Here is a 19,918-nt window from a genome sequence, read left to right as displayed (position 1 = left end):
AATAGTTGCGATTTTGCCTCTTGCTCCTATTGCGATGCACCAAAAATCGCTATAATATTCGGTTAGGAAGTTTCCGTTGTCTGGCAGGCACCACCTGGTACGAAAAGCCTTCGAAGACGACCTAACGAGCGATAATTACCGGTAATTATTCATCGCAACAATATTGATTTAATTTTTGAAATAATTAAGGAAAACAAATGAAAAAATCCCTGCTGATCGCCTCCCTGATGGTTGTTGCTCTGGCTGCTTGCAGCAAAAAAGAAGAAGCTCCTGCACCAGCACCAGTAGTTGAAACCCCAGCTGCAGCACCAGCAGTTGAAGCTGCTCCAGCTGCTGCTGCTGACGCTGCTGCTTCGGCCGCTACCGACGCTGCTGCTGCTGCTTCGAGCGCTGCTTCGGCTGCTACCGACGCTGCTGCTGCCGCTTCGGCTGCTGCATCGGCTGCTAAGTAATTTAGCACCCTGCACTAAGAAAAGCCGGCCTTCGGGCCGGCTTTTTCACGTCCGCAACTTTATCCACAGGATAAACGGCGAACATTAAAAAAGGCTGACCTAGTTTCCCGGGCCAGCCTTTCTTTATTGCGCGGCAGGTTTTTCACCTGCCACTCGATGCACCTTATTTCAACTGCTCGTTCAGCAGACCCAGGATCTTCTCGGCCACTGGCGAGGCATCGGGCTTGCCTTCGTTGCTGAGGATGCTGACCAGGCTGGTCGAGCCATTGCCGGCCTTGACCAGGACGCGGTAGCGCTGTGCTTCCTTATCCTTGTCGGACGACGAACCCCAACTGAACAGTTTCGAGAAGAAACCGTCTTTCTTGACCGCATCCGGATCGACGTAGCGCACAAAGTAGGTGCCTTGCGTGCGGTCACGGTCTTCCACGGTGAAGCCGACGCGGTCCAGCGCCAAGCCGACACGGCGCCAGGCGCGGTCGAAACCTTCATCGACTTCGATGGCGCGCGCCGGCGTGGCGGCGTCGCCCACCAGCTTGGCGTGCAGCGGCTGCACGATGGCGGCGTCAACGGCCGTCTTCGCTTGCGCATCGTCGCTGGCCGCGCCCAGGCGCGTCATCAACTTGGCCAGGAATTGCGCTTCCAGGCCAGGATCGTTGGGACGCGCGGTCCAGGTGGTGGTTTCCTTGTCGCGGCCAGTGACGACCTCTTCCACGCCACGGTGGCTGATGTAGATCTCGGTCGAGCCATCGGCCAGGCGTTCCACGCGGGTACGGAACTTGTCTTTCTCGCCCGTCGAGTACATCGAATCGAAAGCCTTGCCGATGGTGTTGCGGATAAAGTCTTGCGGCAACTTGGCGCGGTTCTCGTTCCACTCGGTTTCCAGGATGCCAGCCGTTGGCTGGTCGATGGCGATGGTGAAGCCGGAATCTTCCCAGAACTGCTTCAGCTGCGGCCACAGCACTTCAGGCGACTGCTTGACCACCAGCCAGCGCTGGTTGCCCGCGCGCTCGACCTTGACGCCGCCTGCCGCGACCGGCACCACGCCCACCACGCCGTCGGCGCCCACGACGACAGGCGTACCTGCCGCTGCATTACGCTGGGCGTTGTAGCCGGAAGCCGTGGCCACGCCGTTTTTCGCATCCGGCAGGGAATAGCGGTTGTCCTGTTGCAATTGCGTCAGGTCAGGCGGTACGTCCAGGGTGCTGGCTTTCTTGACCGACTTGTAGTCGACCTTGTCACCACCGACTACCGAACTGATCATGCCGCAGCCCGCGAGGCTGGCTGCGACGGCGCCGATGACGATGCCGCGAACGGCGATGGTGGCAGGCGCCGGTTTGGTTTTCTTGCAATTAGTCATGTCGTAACTGGATAAGAAGCTAAGTAGCAGCTGAAATCAGGGAAGGTACGGACTGGTCAAGTCCGTGCTTAAGGCAAGAGGCCGGCGTCGCGCAAGGCGTCACGCACAGTGGCATGGCAATTATCAGCCAGCGGCACCAGTGGCAAGCGTATGCCGGCCGGCATCAGGCCCATTTCGGCCAGCGCCCATTTGACGGGCACCGGGTTGGGCTCGACAAACAATTTCTGGTGCAGGGGGAAAACTTTGTTATTGATGGCAATGGCCGTGGCAAGCTCGCCCGCCATGGCAGCAACGCACAGCTCGTGCATGGCGCGCGGCGCGACGTTGGCGGTGACGGAGATATTGCCGTGGCCGCCGCAGAACATCAGCGCCATGGCGGTCGGATCATCGCCCGAGTAGACGGCGAAGTCGGCCGGGACCAGGCGCAGCAAATCGATGCCGCGGCCAATATTGCCCGTCGCATCTTTCACGCCAATAATATTCGGGATGGCCGACAGGCGCACGATGGTCTCGTTGCTCATGTCGGCAACGGTGCGGCCCGGTACGTTGTACAGGATGACGGGAATGTCGACGGCTTCGGCGATGGCCTTGAAGTGCCGGTACATGCCTTCCTGGGTAGGACGGTTGTAGTACGGCACTACTTGCAAGACAGCATCTGCGCCCGCGTCTTTCGCATAGCGCGTCAGCTTGATGGCTTCGGCCGTGGAGTTGCCACCGGCGCCGGCGATGATAGGAATGCGTCCCTTGGCATGTTCGACGGTCAACTGGATCAGTTCGCAGTGCTCTTCCACGCTCACTGTTGCCGATTCGCCCGTGGTGCCAACGATGACGATGCCGTCCGTACCCTCGGCGATATGCCAGTCGATCAGCTTGCGCAGACCTGAAAAGTCCAGACTGCCGTCCGCGTGCATCGGGGTGACGATTGCTACAATGCTGCCCTTGATCATAGTAAGTTTATAGCGCCGATAAATAAAACAACGATTGTAGCGGATAGCCCGCGCCTGTGGTGCATTCTGACTTAGAAAGCCCGCTCAAAACGCTGGCAGCAAGGCTGCCAGCCGTGGAAAATCTGACCGGACGGCGCAAATTCGTTGCACCAGAGCAGCTTTTGGCTGTTCCACGCGCCCATCTTCATACGCTACCACGCGCAAGCCGTGATCGAGCGCCCAGGCCAGCATTTCGCCTTCCTTCAGCAGGAATTTCGGGTTCGACGGCTTGCCGAACTGTTCATTGCCTTCGGCAAACGTTTCATACAGCAGCACGCCATCGGGCGCCAGGCTGGCGAGCATGGCTTCGAGCAGCGGGCGATGCAGATAATTGGTGACGACGATGCCGGCAAAGCGCCCCGCCGCGAACGGCCACACGGCGCCCGGCGCCTCCAGGTCCACCAGCGAGGTATCGATGCCGGGACCGGCTGCCTTTTCCAGCATTTCCGGATCATGGTCGAGCGCGATCACCGGGTGGCCCAGACTTACCAGGTGGCGCGCATGGCGGCCACTGCCGCAGGCCAGGTCCAGCACTTCACCGCCAGGTATCAAAGGTGCCCAGCGGCGTACCCAGCCCGATATCGTTTCCATCTCTACTACTTGTTCAGTCACTTGCATCGGTGCTTCCATCAGTTATTTGCGGGCATCAGTTACGGACATCAAGTCAATAGCGCGGTCAGGGGAGTGACCAGCGTGACAAAAATACCAATGACGAATTCGATCGCCGCCAGCAGCACGCGGTTCAAGATGCCCGTGTACATCAGCAGCACCAGCGCGCCAAACACGTACATGCCGTAACGCTCGATGCTGGCGTAGGGACGCGCCAGGCTCATCGGCAACAGGCCTGTGACGATGCGTCCGCCATCGAGCGGCGGCACGGGAATCAGGTTGAAGACGAACATGGCCGCATTGACGCTGACGCCGGCGCCGGCCATCTTGCGCAAAAACATGCCAATTTCCGTCGGCGGCATGACGCTGAGCACGACGAAGGCGATCATCCAGGCAAAGCCCATGACGAAATTGGCGCCAGGGCCGGCGAACGCCACCCAGGCCATCTGTTTCTTCGGATTGCGCAGGCGGCCGAAGTCGACGGGCACCGGCTTGGCATAGCCAAATGGCACCTGGATCGTGAAATACAGTATCAAGGGCAGCAATATCGTGCCGAAAGGATCGATATGCCGCAGGGGATTGATGCTCAGCCGGCCCTCGTTCGAGGCGGTGGGATCACCGAAGTAGCGGGCGGCGTAGCCGTGCGCCGCCTCATGCAGGGAAATGGCAAAAAGCACTGGTACCAGGTACACCGCAACGGTTTGGACTATCGTATTGAAATCGCTCATGACCGCGATTCTACCAGAGGCGTCCCGGGCACTTTCTTATGTTGCCATTAAAGATAGGTAAATACGGACAGGTAAAGATGGCCCACCACCCCGCCGCCTACAAGCCCAGCACGGCCGGGTCGCCCCGCCCCACGCGTACCACTTCGGGGTCAAAGCCCGTCAGGTCGATCACCGTGCTGGGGCCATGCGCGCAGACGCCGCCATCGATGATCAGGTCGACCAGCTTTTCCAGGCGCTCGCGGATGGTGTCGGCGTCCGTCAGGCTGTCTTCGTCGCCGGGCAAGGTCAGGGTCGCGCCCAGCAGCGGCTGGCCCAGTTCTTCCAGCAGGCTTTGCACGATGCGGTGCTGCGGCACGCGCAGGCCGATGGTCTTGCGCGAAGGATGGCTGAGGCGGCGCGGCACTTCCTTGGTCGCTTCCAGGATGAAGGTGTAGGCACCCGGGGTGGCCGCCTTGAGCAGGCGGAACTGGCGGTTGTCGACGCGGGCATACACGCCCAGCTCGCTCAAGTCTCGGCACAGCAAGGTCAGGTGATGCTTTTCATCCACGCCACGGATGCGGCGCAGGCGCTCGACGGCGCCCTTGTCGTCCAGCTGGCAGACCAGCGCGTAGCAGGAATCGGTGGGCAAGGCCACCACGCCGCCGGACTGGAGGATCTGCACCGCTTGCTTGATCAGGCGCAATTGCGGATTGTCCGGGTGAATCTGGAAAAATTGACTCATGGTTTAATCGGTCTTAATTATTGATACAAGTTATCATGACTGTATGCCGCGCAGCGCGGCGATACGCTGTTCAAGCGGCGGATGGGTGGCAAACAGCGCGCCCCAGCCACCCTTGCCGCCGCTGATGCCCAGTGCCTGCATCGATTGCGGCAATTCGCCCGGCGGCACGCCGCCGAGGCGCGCCAGCGCATGCATCATCGGCGTCGGGCTGCCCAGGAGCTTGGCCGAACCGGCGTCGGCGCGAAATTCACGCTGGCGCGAAAACCAGGCGACGATGATGGAAGCGAGCAAGCCAAAGAGCACTTCGCACACCATCACCGTGACAAAATAACCGATGCCGCGGCCGCCGCCTTCGCGGTTGTTATTTTTCAGCAGCACGTTGTCGACAAAGAAGCCCACCACGCGCGCCATGAAGACGACAAAGGTATTGACTACGCCCTGGATCAGGGTCAAGGTCACCATGTCGCCATTGGCGACGTGGGCGATCTCATGGCCCAGCACGGCTTCGACTTCATCGCGATTCATGCTTTCCAGCAAGCCCGTCGAGACGGCCACCAGCGCCGAATTCTTGAACGCGCCCGTGGCGAAGGCATTCGCGTCGCCATCGTACACGGCCACTTCCGGCATGCCGATGCCGGCCCGCTCGGACAAGGCACGCACGGTATTGACCAGCCACAACTCGGTCGACGAGGTGGGATTGTCGATCACGCGCGCACCCGTGCTCCACTTGGCCATCGGTTTGCTGATCAGCAGGGAGAAAATCGAACCCGTGAATCCGACCACCAGCGAAAACACCAGCAAGCTGCCCAGGTTCAGGGTGCTGCCCCGCGCCGGATTGCCCACGCCCAGCAAACTGAGGACGAGCGACAACACCAGCATCACGGCCAGGTTGGTGGCGATAAAGAGGACGATACGTTTCATGGGCGATGGCTCCAGATGACTATATATAACAAGAATAAGGAAAAAATAAGTATATGCCGGCAAATGTCAAGCCCGCGCGGCAGGCGCAGGCCAGCTGCAGCCTGTGTCCTAGAACCAGTCGTGCCAGATTGGGGTGACGTTGGCCGGTAAAGGTGGCAGCATGGCAAAATCCACGCGCGACTCGCCCGGCGCATGGAAATCCGTGCCGCGCGAGGCGAGGAAGCCGTAATCGTTGGCCAGGCGCGCGTATTCCGGATACTGGTCCGGGCTATGGCTGCCCGTGACGACTTCGATGCCGACGCCGCCAAGTTGCTTGAATTCATCGAACAGCACGCCTTGCGCCATGTAGCTGAAACGGTAGCGGCCCGGATGGGCGATGACGGCCACGCCGCCGGCGCCGCGTATCCAGCCGACCGCTTCGGCCAGGGTGGCCCAGCGGTGCTCGACGTAGCCAGGTTTGCCTTCCGACAGGTATTTCTTGAACACGTCAGGGATGTTCGCACATTTCCCAGTTTCAACAATGTAGCGCGCGAAATGCGTGCGCGACATGAGGTCCGGGTTGCCGACAAATTTCAGCGCGCCCTCATAGGCGCCGGGGATGCCGGCCAGGTCCAGTTGGCGGGCGATCTCGCGCCCGCGCGCGTCGCGCCCGGAGCGGGTCTGGTGCAAGCCTTGCACCAGGGCCGGATTGTTTTCATCGAGCTGCAAGCCGACGACGTGCACGGTTTCGCCGGCCCAGGTGATGGAAATTTCCACACCGGCCACGAAGCGCATGCCCAGGTCCAGCGCTGCGGCGCGTGCGGCGCCGATGCCCGACACTTCATCGTGGTCGGTCAGCGCCCACACATCGACGCCGCCCTTGCGTGCGTGCGCGGCCACGGCAGCGGGCGTCAGCACGCCGTCGGAGATATTTGAATGACAATGCAGGTCGACTTTAAGCATACGAAAACAATACCCTGCAGGGGCTCACCATGAAAGAATTTTTCATTGTACGCTGCTTGTCAAATAAGGAAGTAGCGTTCCGCACACACGTCACGCCAAAAACGCTTCCACCAGGCGCGCCAGTGCTTGCGGCTGGTCATGGTGCAGCATATGGCCCGCATCCACCATCATTTCGCAGCGCACATCCTTGATACAGCCCAAACGGCGGTCGATCTCGATGCGCGCCTGCGCCTTTGGCCCCATCCATTGCCACATATTCGTGTCATCGGCCTCCACCCACAGCACGGGCGCCGTGATGCGGCGCCAGCTGGCCATCACTTCTTCCACCTGATACAGGATGGGATTGACGCGCTTGTGCTGCGGATCGCCCATGATGTCCCACTCGCCCGCCTCATTCTGCGCCGACCAGTGCTCGGCCAGGAACGCCGCGCGCTCGTCGGGCAGGCGCGGATTGGTCTTTTGCAGGCGCTCGGCCACGGCCTTCTGCGTGGGATAGCTGCGCATCACGGGTGGCTCGCGCAATTCGTCGAGCCACTTGGCATAGCGGCCAGGGGCTTGCTCCGGCTTGGTTGCCATCATGCCGAAACCTTCCAGATTGATAAATTTGGCAATCCGTTCCGGGCGCACGCCCGCGTACAGGCCCGCCACGTTGGCGCCCATGCTGTGGCCCAACAGGTTGACGGGCGCGTCCGGCGAGTAATGCAGCAGCATGGCGTCCAGGTCGGCCAGGTAGTCGGGGAACCAGTAGGTGTCGGACTGCGTGTAGTCGCTGAGGCCAAAACCGCGCCAGTCGGGCGCGATCACGTGCCAGTCGCCGTCCAGCTCGTCGACGACGAACTGGAACGAGGCGGCCACGTCCATCCAGCCGTGCAGCATGAACACGATAGGCGCGCCTTCGCGGCCCCAGTGACGCACATGCGTGCGCGCACCGCGAATGCTGATAAATTCGGAACGGGAAAGTTTCATGTTTTTCATCGGATACCTGCCTTGAAAGTGGCGCAGATGGCGCCACATGCTGTGTCTGTAGTGCTGTGCTTGAGTCAATGCACAGATAAAAGTACGACCGTTCGCTAATTATACTTGATCGGCGGTAGCGTTAAGACTTGCCTCCCAACAGCGTAAAATAGCGCAACTGAGCAAAACTTCCGCGTCCGGCTGTGCCCGGCGCTTCCACTACCGCCACAGGCTAACGATGACACTCTACCAATTGGGCGCCGATGCGCCGCAGATTGATGCTTCCGCTTTTGTCGCCGACACGGCCAACGTCATCGGCAAGGTCACCTTGCACGAAAACACGTCGGTATGGTTCGGCGCCACCATCCGCGGCGACAACGAACGCATCACCGTGGGCGCCAACAGCAATGTGCAGGAAGGCGCCGTGCTGCATACGGACCCGGGCTACCCGCTGGACATCGGCCAGAACGTGACCATCGGCCACCAGGCAATGTTGCACGGGTGCACGATTGGCGATGGCGCCCTGATCGGCATCCAGGCTGTGATCCTGAACGGCGCGACGATCGGCAAGAATTGCCTGGTCGGCGCGGGCGCCCTGGTCACGGAAGGCAAGCAATTTCCAGACAATATGCTGATCATCGGCTCGCCGGCGAAAGCCGTGCGGACCCTGACGGCAGACGATATCACCAGGCTACAAGGCAACGCCGTGAATTATGTGCAACGCGGCCAGCTATTTAATACGCAACTCAAGAAGATTGGATAAAAGAATGACGACTGAAACCACGGGCGCCGTCAGCGCTGCCATCGCCGGCCAGGATACCCTGCAAAAATTTATTTTCGACAACGCCGCCGTGCGCGGCCAGTTCATCGACGTATCGAACAGCTGGCAGGAAGTGGTGTCGCGCCAGGCCTATCCGCTGGCCGTGAAAAAAGTGCTCGGTGAAATGGTCGCTGCCGCCGCCCTGCTGTCGGCCAACCTGAAATTCAACGGTTCCATCATCATGCAGGTCCACGGTGACGGCCCCGTGCGCCTGATGGTGGTCGAGTGCGATTCCGATCTGCGCCTGCGCGCCACCGCCAAGCTGGACCCGGACGCCACCATTGCCGAAGTCGCTACCGTGCCGCAATTGCTCAACGCCACGGGCAAGGGCCGCTTCATCATCACCCTGGACCCTGCCGACAAGGTGCCTGGCCAGCAGCCATACCAGGGCATCGTGCCGCTCGATGGCGACGACATGGCAACCGTCATCGAAAACTACATGCTGCGTTCGGAACAGCTCGACACGCGTTTGTGGCTGGCCACGGACGACACCGTCTCGCGCGGCCTGCTGCTGCAAAAGTTGCCGCACCATGGCGGCAAGGCCGAAGCGACGCCCATCTCGGAAGAAGCTGCGCTCGACACATGGCACCGCGCCGTGATGCTGGCCTCGACCCTGAAAGAGGAAGAAATCCTCGCCACCGACATCGAGACCCTGATGCAGCGCCTGTTCTGGGAAGAAACGATCCGCGTCTTCGAGCCGCTGCACCCGAGCTTCCATTGCAGCTGCACCCGCGAAAAAGTGGGCAATATGCTCAAGATGCTGGGCGAGGAAGAAGTCAACAGCACCTTGGACGAAGTGGGCCAGGTGGGCGTGAACTGCGATTTCTGCGGCCTGCATTATGAATTCGACAAGGTCGATTGCGCGCAGCTGTTCATCACCGATGCACCGGCGGAGGTTTTGATTCCCCCAGCAGCCAGCATCAACTAAGTATTACAGCCAAGTATTACAGCCAAGTATTACAGTTTCGCAATAATTCTCCCGCGCCGCCCTTCAGGCGGCGCAATTGTTTCCCCTGTCATCGTCCCGTCATCAGTTCGTCATCAGCCCGTCATGGCGCGCCGTTACGCTGCGCAACTTGTATTACTTCCAATACTTTTCACAGGCTGATGATGAATACCCACTTGAAGCTGGCCCTGCGCCGCCATTCCTTTCATGTTTTGCTGGGCGCCTGCGCCGCAGGCCTGGCCCTGCCGGCGCTGGCGCAAACGGCAGTCGCCGCCGCCGTGGCCTCCGCCACCACCGAGATGGCCGCTGCTGCTGCTGCTGCCGACGACAGCGCCCCGATGGCCAGCGTGGAGATTTCCTCGCGCAAGACGCGCTCGTCCGTTGCCCTGAGCAAGAATGAAATCCAGAAAATCCTGCCCGGCACGAATCCCTTGAAAGCCCTGCAAACCTTGCCTGGCGTAAGCTTCCAGACGGCCGACCCGTGGGGCAACAACGAGCAAAACCTGTCGCTGTTCGTGCACGGCTTTTCCGGCCAGCAACTTGGCTACACCATGGATGGCGTGCCGCTGGGCGACCAGCAGTACGGCAACTACAACGGCTTGTCGCCGCAGCGCGCCGTCATCAGTGAAAACGTGCGCAGCGTGGTGCTGTCGTCGGGTGCGGGCGACCTTGCCACAGCCTCGACGAGCAACCTGGGCGGCACCATCGAAACCTATTCCAGCGACCCGCTGGCCGCGCAAGGTGCCAGCGTGCAGCAGACCGTGGGCAGCCACCGCACCTCGCGCACCTTTGCCCGCTATGATACGGGCGTCTTTGGCGACGGCAGCAGCGCCTATGTTTCCATCCTGCACCACGAAGCGCGCGCCTGGGACTTCGATGCACGCCAGGGCGGCGACCAGTTCAACGCCAAGTACGTCAACCGCAGCGAGGCGGGCAAGCTGACCCTGTTCTTCAATTACTCGGACAAGACCGAGCCGAACGAGGACAGCACCGTGCACGTGAAAGGCGAGACGAGCGCACCGTACACGCGCCCCTTCCTGTATCCCAACTTTGGCGCGGCCCTCAACTATCTGTCGCCGACGGGCGCCACGCCGGCTCTTGATGGTAATAATTACCGCAATTACTACAGCGATGCGCAGCGCACCGACTACCTGGCCTATGCCAAATTCGACGCCAACCTGTCCGAAGGCATGACTTGGAGCAACCAGGTGTATTACCACAAGGATGACGGCGCCGGCGTGGTGGCCGGCCCCATCGGCGTGGCCGGCTTGCCGGGCCTGTTCAGCGTGTACTACCCGAACCAGAACCTGAAGCAAGTATTCGGCAATTCGGGCTACGCCGTGCGCACCACGGAATACGACATCAAGCGCGGCGGCTTCATTTCCACCCTGCGCAAGGAAATCGGCGCGCATCAGATCGAGGCGGGCCTGTGGCTGGAACAAAACCGCTCGTCGGCCTACCGCCGCTGGTATGCGCTGGACGTCAACAATCCCACCTCGCCGTACGACCGCCCCAGCAATCCCCTGATCACGCAGTACGGCAGCGAGATCGACAACAAGGTGGTGCAGCTGCACTTGCAGGATGAGTGGCGCATCAGCGCCGATATCGCCCTGCAGGCCGGCTTCAAGTCCAGCCTGCAGTTTGCCGATGGCCAATTTCCCGTGCAGCCGGCCGTGGGCGCCATCTCGGGCGGTTCGACAGCCTTGCCGGTCGGCACCATCAACACGAAAAAATGGTTTTTGCCGCAAGTGGGCGCGCGCTGGGACTTCACGCCGCAAGACCAGCTGTATTTCAATATCCAGAAAAACATGCGCCAGTTCGTCACTTATGGCGGCGGCGGCGCCTCGCCGTGGAGCTTGTCGAGCCAGGCAGCCTTCGACCTGTTCAAGCGCGACGCCAAGCCGGAAACGGCGCTCACCTATGAAGTGGGCGTGCGCGGCAGCCATCCTTTGAGCCTGGGCGCCATCACCGCCATCGATGGACAAGTCAATGTCTACCATGTCGACTTCAGCAACCGTTTGCTGCAAATCAGCCCCACGCCCGTGATTTCCTCCATCATCGGCGGCAACCCCGTGCTGGCCAACGTGGGCAGCGTGCGCACGGACGGCATCGATATCGCCGGCACCGTCCACTTCGGCAACAATTTCTCGTTCTACAATGCGCTGTCGTACAACCGCTCGCAGTACGCGGACAATTACAGCAACGGCGCCGCACTGGTGCTGACGGCAGGCAAGAACGTGCCGGGTTCGCCAGAGTGGCTGAACAAATTTATTGCTTCGGCAACCTTTTCCGAGGTGGAATTCCAGCTGATTGGAGACTATGTGGGCAAGCGCTACGCGACGTACACGAATGATTTGTCCGTACCCAGCTATTTCCTGATGAGCCTGGGCGTGTCGGGCAAGCTGCCAGCCATGGCCAGCTGGCTGAAGAATCCCCGCTGGAGAGTGAACGTCAGCAACCTGGCCAACCGCGAAGGCTCCCTGAACGTGGTCGTCGGTGCGGCCGACAAGACCTACAACACCTTCCCCATCGCGCCGCGCCAGGGCTTTTTGACCTTGACGGCGGATTTCTGATGCGCACTGTCCATGGCAAGCCCGCCCTGCCGCAACGGCATTTCTCGCGCCGCAACTTCGTCCAGGCGGCCGTCGGCGGACTGGCCCTGGCTGCTGCGCCTGGCTTTGCCGCCGGCCTCCTGGCCACGCCACCGTCGCGTCCGCTGGTCTTCGCCCACCGGGGCGCCAGCGCCCTGCGCCCCGAGCATACGCTGGCGTCGTACGCCAAGGCGATACTCGACGGCGCCGACTACATCGAGCCGGATCTGGTGGCCACGCGCGATGGCATCCTGGTGGCGCGCCATGAAAGCAACCTGATCGACACCACCGATGTGGCGCACCGGCCCGAGTTTGCCAGCCGGCGCGGCAAGAAATGGGTCGATGGCGAATGGCACGAAGGCTGGTTTGTCGACGATTTCACCCTGGCCGAACTGAAAACCCTGCGCGCCATCGAACGGCTGCCAAAAGTGCGCACCGGCAACACCTTGTACGATGGACAATTCCAGATCCCAACCTGGGAGGAAATCATCGATTTTATTGCAGCGCAATCGGCCGCCAGCGGACGCATCATCGGCCTGGTGCCGGAGCTGAAAAGTTCCACCTACTTCCGCGATGCGGGCCTGGCGCTGGAAGACCGTTTCCTCTCGACCATGCTGGCGCACGAGTACACGCGCCGTGCACCGATCGAGATCCAGTCCTTCGAAGTGGCCAATTTGAAATACCTGCGCGAGAAGCTGGGGCGGCGCGCGAATGTACGCCTGATGCAGCTGGTGGTGGGCGGCGACGTGCGCCCGATGGACGTGGCCAAGGCCGGTGGCAAGCTCACGTTTGGGCAGATGATTACGCCGGCAGGCCTGCGCGACATCGCCGCCTACGCCGACGTGGTGGCACCGCCTACGCGGGGCGTCATCGCGCTGGACAAGGATCAACGCCTGGCCGCGCCCAATACAATAGTCGACGATGCGCACCAGGCGGGCTTGTTGCTGCACACCTGGACCTTCCGCCCGGAAAACCGTTTCTTGGCGGCCGATTTCCGCGACGGCAACGGGGAAAATGCGCGCAACGAGGCCGGTTCCGTGGCCGAAATGCGCCGCTACATCGCGACGGGACTGGATGGTTTTTTCAGCGACGACCCGGGCCTGGGGCGTTTGGCGGCAGGATAAACATTTCGTAACACATTTAATTTCAGGGTGTAGCCAGCGGCTACGCCCTTATTATTCATATCTTGAATTACTGAAATTGGAATTTGAAATTGGACGCATATTGCAAACTCCATTATTGTGCAATGCAACAACAGACCATTCATGGAGGGCATATGTCCACTTTTACTAACACCTACAGCAACAACGACAACTATTTCAGCAACCTTGGCCACGCCACGCGCGCCTTCCTGGGCGCCTTGCTTGCTTCCAAGCCATACAGCGAACTGGCACAGAAAGAAGTCATCGCCGCCAGCACCGAAGAGCCGCGCTACGTGCGTCCAAGCAAGCGCGATTTCGCCCTGCTGAACTCGGAAGCGAACCGCTACGAGAAGCTGATGCCGAACTTGGCAGCCGAGCTGCGCTTCCTGGCCTCGCGCGGTTAAAAAAACGTCCAGGGCGGCGTTGCCTGCGCCTCGCCGTACCTTCGTACTGTCTTCGGCTTGGCGCCTGGCCCTGGACGTTTTTTTTGCGCTGACTGAACTCCACGCCCATGGCGGCGTTGCCTGCGCCTCGCCGTACCTTCGTACTGTCTTCGGCTTGGCGCCTGGCCCTGGACGTTTTTTTTGCGCTGACTGAACACTACGCTCCGTGGCCTCGCCCTGGACGTTTTTTGCGCTGACTGAACACCACGCCCATGGCGGCGTTGCCTGCGCCTCGCCTTACCTTCGTACTGTCTTCGGCTTGGCGCTGGCCCTGGACGTTTTTTTGCGCTGACTGAACACTACGCTCCGTGGCCTCGCCCTGGACGTTTTTTACACTAACTATCTATAAGCAATTACAAGGAATCTCATGATGTTTCTCGAAACTGTGCTGATCGGCGTAGCTGCCGTGGTCACCAGCATCCATTTTTACCTGATCTCGACCGGCAAGGCCCGTTTCTGATCAGCTGGCAACAAGCAGCATTGACAGCACAGCGCCATGCGCTCAGCCGTGTGCAGCACAGTACAAGTTAGTAATAAAGATGGGATATGTCAGCCTGGCAATCGGTCCAGGCTGGCAAGTGGGAATAGTAGGTAGTACGAGTAATTAGTGTGGCGCAGCAGCGTCCACCGGCGTTTCCAGCAGTGGCGGGGTCTGGCCCTTGCGCACGATCTGCACGAAAATCTCATTCTGTTTGACCATGCCCAGCTCATAGCGGGCACGCTCCTCGACCGCGCCAGTGCCGTCCTTCAGGTCGCGCACTTCGGATTCGAGCTTGGCGTTACGCGCCTTCAATTCCACATTCTTCTTGTTGGCCACCGCCACTTGCGCTTCCATGTCGGCGACACGCAGCCAGCCGCCTTTACCCAGCCAGAGGGGAAGTTGGATCAACAGCAGCAAGGCTGCCAGGGCGAGCGTAATCAGGCGCATGGGGTCGTCAATTAAAAAACCGGCCGGATCTCTCCGGCCGGCCAGTGGATATTACTTCAGATTATAGAACGCATCGCGGCCAGGGTAGCTGGCAACGTCGCCCAGGTCTTCTTCGATACGCAGCAGCTGGTTGTACTTGGCCATGCGGTCCGAACGCGACATCGAGCCGGTCTTGATCTGCAGGGCGTTGGTAGCGACAGCGATGTCGGCGATGGTCGAATCTTCCGTTTCGCCCGAGCGGTGCGAAATGACGGCCGTGTAACCGGCGCGCTTGGCCATTTCGATGGCGGCGAAAGTTTCCGTCAGGGTGCCGATCTGGTTGATCTTGATCAAGATCGAGTTGGCGATGCCCTTCGAGATGCCTTCTTTCAGGATCTTGGTGTTGGTGACATACAGGTCGTCGCCGACCAGTTGCACTTTCTTGCCCAGTTCCGCCGTCAGGATCGCCCAGCCGTCCCAGTCGCCTTCATGCATCGCGTCTTCGATCGAGATGATCGGATACTTGTCGCACCAGGTCGCCAGCAGGTTGGTGAACTCGGTGGCGGTCAGGCTCAGGCCTTCGCCTTCCAGCTCATACTTGCCGTTCTTGTAGAACTCGGACGCTGCGCAGTCCAGGCCGATGGCGATCTGCGTGCCTGGCTCGTAGCCAGCTTCTTCGATGGCCTGGATGATCAGCTTGATGGCTTCTTCGTGGTTCGCCAGCGATGGCGCGAAACCGCCTTCGTCACCAACGTTGGTGTTCAGACCCTTCTTGTGCAGGATCTTTTTCAGCGTGTGGAATACTTCGGCACCATAGCGTACCGCTTCCTTGAACGACGGCGCGCCCACGGGAATGATCATGAATTCCTGGATGTCCAGGTTGTTGTCGGCGTGCGCGCCACCATTGATGACGTTCATCATCGGCACTGGCATCTGCATGGCGCCCGAACCGCCGAAATAGCGGTACAGCGGCAAGCCCGCTTCTTCAGCGGCAGCCTTGGCAACAGCCATGGAGACGGCCAGGATGGCGTTGGCGCCCAGGCGCGATTTGTTTTCCGTGCCGTCCAGGTCGATCAAGGTGCGATCCAGGAAAGCCTGTTCATTGGCGTCCAGGCCCATGATGGCTTCGGAGATTTCGGTATTGATGTTTTCGCATGCTTGCAGCACGCCTTTGCCGAAGTAGCGCTTGGCATCGCCATCGCGCAATTCCACGGCTTCGCGCGAACCGGTCGAGGCACCCGACGGTACGGCAGCGCGGCCCATCACGCCCGATTCCAGCAACACGTCGCATTCGACGGTAGGGTTGCCGCGCGAGTCCAGGATCTCGCGACCGATAATATCAACAATAGCACTCATGTCATTCTCCAAAGTTAAGCGTAACAGGGCTGCACACTGCGTTCTGATGCGCAATTGCACAAAGTGGGTAAAGAAACTCCCGGCGCAGAACAGGCAGGCCGGGAGCATTCTTTCAGGTAATACTGTCGCTATCGACCCGCGTTATTGCGCGGCCGCGTTGGCTTCCTTGTGCGCCAGCGCCGCCTTGATGAACGAGGTAAACAACGGATGGCCAGTGCGTGGCGTCGACTTGAACTCAGGATGGTACTGCACGCCCATATACCATGGGTGGGCATTGTCGCCCGTGCGTGGCAATTCCATGATTTCGCACAAGTCTTCGCTCGGCGTGCGGGCCGACACGATCATGCCTGCCGCTTCGACGCGGGCCAGGTAGTGGTTATTGGCTTCGTAGCGGTGGCGGTGACGCTCGGTCACCACGCTGCCGTAGATCTCGGCTGCCAGGGTGCCCGGATTGACGGCGCAGGTCTGCGCGCCCAGGCGCATGGTACCGCCCAGGTCCGAGTTTTCATCGCGCAACTCGACTTTACCATCGTGGTTTTGCCACTCATTGATCAGTGCAACGACAGGTTGATCCGTATCTAGGTCGAACTCAGTCGAATTCGCGTTCGGCATGCCAGCCTTGTTGCGCGCGTATTCGATCAGTGCCACTTGCATGCCCAGGCAGATGCCCAGGTAAGGGATCTTGTTTTCACGGGCGAACTGGGCCGCCTTGATCTTGCCTTCCACGCCGCGCTTGCCGAAGCCGCCCGGTACCAGGATGGCATCGTACTTGGCCAGGCCATCGCAGCCCGTCGTTTCGATTTCTTCCGAATCGATGTACTCGATGTTGACGCGGCTTTCCGTGTGTATGCCAGCGTGGCGCAGCGCTTCGATCAGCGACTTGTACGACTCGGTCAGCTCGACATACTTGCCAACCATGCCGACGGTCACTTCTGCCTTCGGATGCTCGAGCGTGTAGATCAGCTTGCTCCAGACCGACAGGTCGGCCGGTGCCGGATCGAGGTCCAGCGCTTCGCAGATGATCTTGTCGAGGCCCTGGTCGTGCAGCATTTGCGGCACCTTGTAGATGGTGTCGACGTCCCACACGGAAATGACGGCGTCTTCCTCGATGTTCGAGAACAGCGAAATTTTCGCGCGCTCGTCTTCCGGAATGGCGCGGTCGGCGCGGCACAGCAGCGCGTTCGGCATGATGCCGATTTCGCGCAGCTTTTGCACCGAATGCTGCGTCGGCTTGGTTTTCAACTCACCGGCCGAGGCGATGTAAGGCACCAGGGTCAGGTGGATGAAAGCCGTGTTCTTGCGGCCGGCGCGCAAGCTCAGCTGGCGCGCCGCTTCCAGGAATGGCAACGATTCGATATCGCCGACGGTGCCGCCGATTTCGCACAGGGCCACGTCGTAGCCTTCGGCGCCACGGCGGATGTAATCCTGGATTTCATTGGTGATGTGAGGAATCACCTGCACGGTCTTGCCCAGATATTCGCCCCGGCGTTCCTTGCGGATCACCGATTCATAGATCTGGCCAGTGGTGAAGTTATTCACCTTTTTCATGCGGGTGGAGATGAAGCGCTCGTAGTGACCGAGGTCGAGGTCGGTTTCGGCCCCGTCATCGGTGACGAAAACTTCACCGTGTTGCATAGGGCTCATCGTGCCAGGATCGACGTTGATATACGGGTCGAGCTTGAGCATGGTGACTTTAAGGCCGCGCGATTCGAGGATCGCGGCGAGAGAGGCGGCGGCAATCCCTTTTCCAAGGGAAGACACAACGCCACCAGTGACGAAGACAAATTTGGTCATTGCAGATGGTGCCGAACGGCACGTGCGGGAAATTGAAATTATACACTAAAGCCTGCCCCCGGCGCTCCCCGCGCACGGAAATTTGCGCCAAATGCCGACTATCACCCCCGCTCCTGCCGTCTACGCACAACAAATGCACGGTAGCAATAATTGAAATATTTTCAATTCCATATTTTGTGTGGGCGAGCGAACAGACCCTGCCGCGCCCTGCGCCCAGACTGGCATTTTACAACGGAGGTCCATCATGAGCTACGAAGAACGCGACGCCTACGGCATGTATGTCAACCGCGGCCACAAAGGCCCCGGCCCCGAACTGATGGGTGCAGACACCCTGATCGGCGACCATGTGCACAACGCCAGAGATGAACACTTGGGCGACATCAAGGAAATCATGCTCGACATGCGCAGCGGCAAGATCGCCTACGCCGTCATGTCGCACGGCGGCGTATTTACCATCGGCGAAAAGCTGTTTGCCGTGCCGTGGGAAGCGCTGCTGCTCGACACCGTCAACAAGCGCTTTACGCTCAACGTCGACAAAGAGCGCATCGAAAACGCCCCCGGTTTCGATACGGATAACTGGCCGGACATGGCCGATACCACGTGGGCCAATGCCATCCATACCTATTATGGTACGACGCCGCGCGAATACTAAACAAGTATCGATTGCCCGAGGCCAGTCCTGGGGCCAGACCCGCCGGGTCTGGCCCCAGCTTTATTTTCAGGCCAATTCAAACCTTACCACCTCCTCTTTTACCACTGGCAAAACCCATGCCTCCCCGGCCATGCGTGCACAGAGTAGAATGAAAAAAAACGGAGGACATGCGTGAACCATACTGACCAGTTGGCGGCACTGAAAAAACCGCTGCCAGACTCCCTTGCTGCCGTACTTTCCCTGATCTTTGCCGACCGTTTTTCCATGACGCAAGCCATGCGCGAACAGCATGGCCGCGACGAGTCGAGCTACCCTCCCATGCTGCCCGACGCCGTCATCTTCGCCCATTCCACCGAGGAAGTGGCAGCGGCCGTCAAGCTGTGCAGCGCGCACGACGTACCCATCATCGCCTACGGCAGCGGTACCTCGCTCGAAGGCCACGTGCTGGCCCTGCATGGCGGCGTGACCATTGATCTATCTCAAATGAAGCAGATGGTAGCAGTGCATAGTGAAGACTTGACGGCCACCGTGCAAGCGGGCGTGACGCGCAAGCAATTAAATGATGAAATCCGCGACACGGGCCTGTTCTTCCCCATCGACCCGGGCGCCAACGCGTCCCTGGGTGGCATGGCCGCCACGCGCGCCTCGGGCACGAATGCCGTGCGCTACGGCACGATGCGCGAAAACGTGCTGGCCTTGACGGTGGTGACGGCCGACGGGCGCACCATCAAGACGGGCACGCGGGCGAAAAAGTCCTCGGCCGGCTACGACCTGACGCGCCTCTTCGTCGGCAGCGAAGGCACGCTGGGCATCATCACGGAAGTGACGGTGAAACTGTACCCGCTGCCGGAAGCGATATCGGCTGCCGTCTGCTCGTTTCCCGGCACGGGCGAGGCCGTCAACGCCGTGATCCAGACCATCCAGATGGGCGTGCCCGTGGCCAGGGTCGAGTTTCTCGATGAAAACGGCGTCAAAGCCATCAATGCCTATGACAAGTTGGCGCTGCCGGAAAAGCCGCTGCTGCTGTTTGAATTCCACGGCACGCCGGCGAGCGTGGCCGAGCAGGCGCAACTGGTGCAAGCCATCACGGCGGAACACGGCGCCAGCGATTTCGAGTGGGCCAGCCGCCCCGAGGATCGCTCGCGCCTGTGGGCCGCGCGCCACAACGCGTATTTTGCCCTGCTGCAACTGCGCCCCGGCAGCCGCGCCATTTCCACCGATTGCTGCGTGCCCATTTCCCGCTTGGCCGAATGCATCCTGGCCACCAAGGCAGATTGCGAAGCGCAAGGCCTGGTCTACGCCATCATCGGCCACGTGGGCGACGGCAATTTCCACGTGCAAATGCTGGTCGACCCGAATGATCCGGCGGACATTGCGCGCGCGGAAAAGGTCAACAGCGACATGGTCACGCGCGCCATCGGCATGGACGGCACCTGCACGGGCGAGCACGGCGTGGGCATGCACAAGATGGCTTTCCTGGTGGAAGAACATGGAGAAGGCGCCATCGACACCATGCGCGCGCTGAAACACGCGCTGGACCCGAAGAACATCATGAATCCGGGGAAGATCGTGCGCTGGTAATCATCTAAAGCCACCC

At 60.3% G+C, this 19,918-nt stretch carries 19 protein-coding genes; 8 read left to right on the top strand and 11 right to left on the bottom strand.

Features of this window, described 5'->3' with window-relative positions; genetic code table 11:
- The first annotated feature begins 197 nt into the window (after window positions 1-197).
- Window positions 198-452, top strand: a complete 255-nt coding sequence (locus tag ACQ4W6_RS08375) for a hypothetical protein (protein WP_436566722.1) — start codon at window positions 198-200, stop codon at window positions 450-452.
- Window positions 453-615: 163 nt separating this feature from the next.
- Here the strand turns inward: ACQ4W6_RS08375 and bamC are convergent, their stop codons facing one another.
- The 8 genes from bamC to ACQ4W6_RS08335 form a co-directional block, all read right to left on the bottom strand.
- A complete protein-coding gene (bamC, locus tag ACQ4W6_RS08370) occupies window positions 616-1,809 on the bottom strand; it encodes an NlpB/DapX family lipoprotein (protein ID WP_436566721.1) in 1,194 nt (397 codons plus the stop codon).
- Between the two features lie 68 nt (window positions 1,810-1,877).
- Window positions 1,878-2,756 (bottom strand): 4-hydroxy-tetrahydrodipicolinate synthase, encoded by an 879-nt coding sequence (dapA, locus tag ACQ4W6_RS08365; RefSeq protein WP_436566720.1) that lies wholly within the window; start codon window positions 2,754-2,756, stop codon window positions 1,878-1,880.
- Window positions 2,757-2,840: 84 nt separating this feature from the next.
- Window positions 2,841-3,413 (bottom strand): class I SAM-dependent methyltransferase, encoded by a 573-nt coding sequence (locus ACQ4W6_RS08360; RefSeq protein ID WP_436566719.1) that lies wholly within the window; start codon window positions 3,411-3,413, stop codon window positions 2,841-2,843.
- Window positions 3,414-3,454: 41 nt separating this feature from the next.
- Complete coding sequence (locus ACQ4W6_RS08355) at window positions 3,455-4,132, bottom strand: site-2 protease family protein (RefSeq protein WP_436566718.1); 678 nt, start codon at window positions 4,130-4,132, stop codon at window positions 3,455-3,457.
- Window positions 4,133-4,229: 97 nt separating this feature from the next.
- Window positions 4,230-4,853: an L-threonylcarbamoyladenylate synthase gene (locus ACQ4W6_RS08350; RefSeq protein WP_436566717.1), complete on the bottom strand. Its 624-nt coding sequence runs from the start codon at window positions 4,851-4,853 to the stop codon at window positions 4,230-4,232.
- A 33-nt stretch (window positions 4,854-4,886) separates the two neighbouring features.
- Entirely contained in the window at window positions 4,887-5,774 is an 888-nt protein-coding gene (htpX, locus tag ACQ4W6_RS08345; protein WP_436566716.1) for a protease HtpX, read from the bottom strand.
- 108 nt (window positions 5,775-5,882) lie between these two features.
- Window positions 5,883-6,716 carry a 3',5'-nucleoside bisphosphate phosphatase gene (locus ACQ4W6_RS08340; RefSeq protein WP_436566715.1) on the bottom strand — a complete coding sequence of 278 codons (834 nt, stop codon included), beginning with the start codon at window positions 6,714-6,716 and terminating at the stop codon, window positions 5,883-5,885.
- A gap of 90 nt (window positions 6,717-6,806) precedes the next feature.
- On the bottom strand, window positions 6,807-7,682 hold the full coding sequence (locus tag ACQ4W6_RS08335; RefSeq protein ID WP_436566714.1) for an alpha/beta fold hydrolase: 876 nt from the start codon (window positions 7,680-7,682) through the stop codon (window positions 6,807-6,809).
- Between the two features lie 226 nt (window positions 7,683-7,908).
- On the opposite strand from ACQ4W6_RS08335, the gene ACQ4W6_RS08330 reads away from it, so the two are divergent.
- The 5 genes from ACQ4W6_RS08330 to ACQ4W6_RS08310 all read left to right on the top strand — a co-directional run bounded on the left by ACQ4W6_RS08330 (window position 7,909) and on the right by ACQ4W6_RS08310 (window position 13,573).
- Entirely contained in the window at window positions 7,909-8,433 is a 525-nt protein-coding gene (locus tag ACQ4W6_RS08330) for a gamma carbonic anhydrase family protein (protein ID WP_436566713.1), read from the top strand.
- Window positions 8,434-8,437: 4 nt separating this feature from the next.
- A complete protein-coding gene (gene hslO, locus ACQ4W6_RS08325; RefSeq protein WP_436566712.1) occupies window positions 8,438-9,418 on the top strand; it encodes an Hsp33 family molecular chaperone HslO in 981 nt (326 codons plus the stop codon).
- Between the two features lie 179 nt (window positions 9,419-9,597).
- Window positions 9,598-12,009, top strand: a complete 2,412-nt coding sequence (locus ACQ4W6_RS08320; protein WP_436566711.1) for a TonB-dependent receptor — start codon at window positions 9,598-9,600, stop codon at window positions 12,007-12,009.
- The gene (locus ACQ4W6_RS08315) at window positions 12,009-13,151 is read left to right on the top strand and encodes a glycerophosphodiester phosphodiesterase (RefSeq protein WP_436566710.1); all 1,143 of its coding nucleotides are present in this window, start codon (window positions 12,009-12,011) and stop codon (window positions 13,149-13,151) included. The genes ACQ4W6_RS08320 and ACQ4W6_RS08315 overlap by 1 nt, the downstream gene beginning before the upstream one ends.
- 152 nt (window positions 13,152-13,303) lie before the next feature.
- Window positions 13,304-13,573, top strand: a complete 270-nt coding sequence (locus ACQ4W6_RS08310) for a hypothetical protein (RefSeq protein WP_436566709.1) — start codon at window positions 13,304-13,306, stop codon at window positions 13,571-13,573.
- Window positions 13,574-14,216: 643 nt separating this feature from the next.
- Here the strand turns inward: ACQ4W6_RS08310 and ftsB are convergent.
- The 3 genes from ftsB to pyrG form a co-directional block, all read right to left on the bottom strand.
- A complete protein-coding gene (gene ftsB / locus ACQ4W6_RS08305) occupies window positions 14,217-14,540 on the bottom strand; it encodes a cell division protein FtsB (protein WP_436566708.1) in 324 nt (107 codons plus the stop codon).
- A 51-nt stretch (window positions 14,541-14,591) separates the two neighbouring features.
- Window positions 14,592-15,875 carry a phosphopyruvate hydratase gene (gene eno / locus ACQ4W6_RS08300; RefSeq protein WP_436566707.1) on the bottom strand — a complete coding sequence of 428 codons (1,284 nt, stop codon included), beginning with the start codon at window positions 15,873-15,875 and terminating at the stop codon, window positions 14,592-14,594.
- 141 nt (window positions 15,876-16,016) lie between these two features.
- The gene (gene pyrG, locus ACQ4W6_RS08295; RefSeq protein ID WP_436566706.1) at window positions 16,017-17,669 is read right to left on the bottom strand and encodes a CTP synthase; all 1,653 of its coding nucleotides are present in this window, start codon (window positions 17,667-17,669) and stop codon (window positions 16,017-16,019) included.
- Between the two features lie 244 nt (window positions 17,670-17,913).
- Between pyrG and ACQ4W6_RS08290 the strand changes: the two genes are divergently transcribed.
- Both ACQ4W6_RS08290 and ACQ4W6_RS08285 read left to right on the top strand, forming a co-directional pair.
- Window positions 17,914-18,321 (top strand): PRC-barrel domain-containing protein, encoded by a 408-nt coding sequence (locus ACQ4W6_RS08290; protein ID WP_436566705.1) that lies wholly within the window; start codon window positions 17,914-17,916, stop codon window positions 18,319-18,321.
- Between the two features lie 171 nt (window positions 18,322-18,492).
- Window positions 18,493-19,902 (top strand): FAD-binding oxidoreductase, encoded by a 1,410-nt coding sequence (locus ACQ4W6_RS08285; protein WP_436566704.1) that lies wholly within the window; start codon window positions 18,493-18,495, stop codon window positions 19,900-19,902.
- Window positions 19,903-19,918 lie beyond the last annotated feature (16 nt).

The sequence above is a fragment of the Janthinobacterium woesei genome (assembly GCF_051380875.1).
Classification (GTDB): Bacteria; Pseudomonadota; Gammaproteobacteria; order Burkholderiales; family Burkholderiaceae_D; genus Janthinobacterium.
This window is presented reverse-complemented; position numbering and strand designations above follow the sequence as displayed.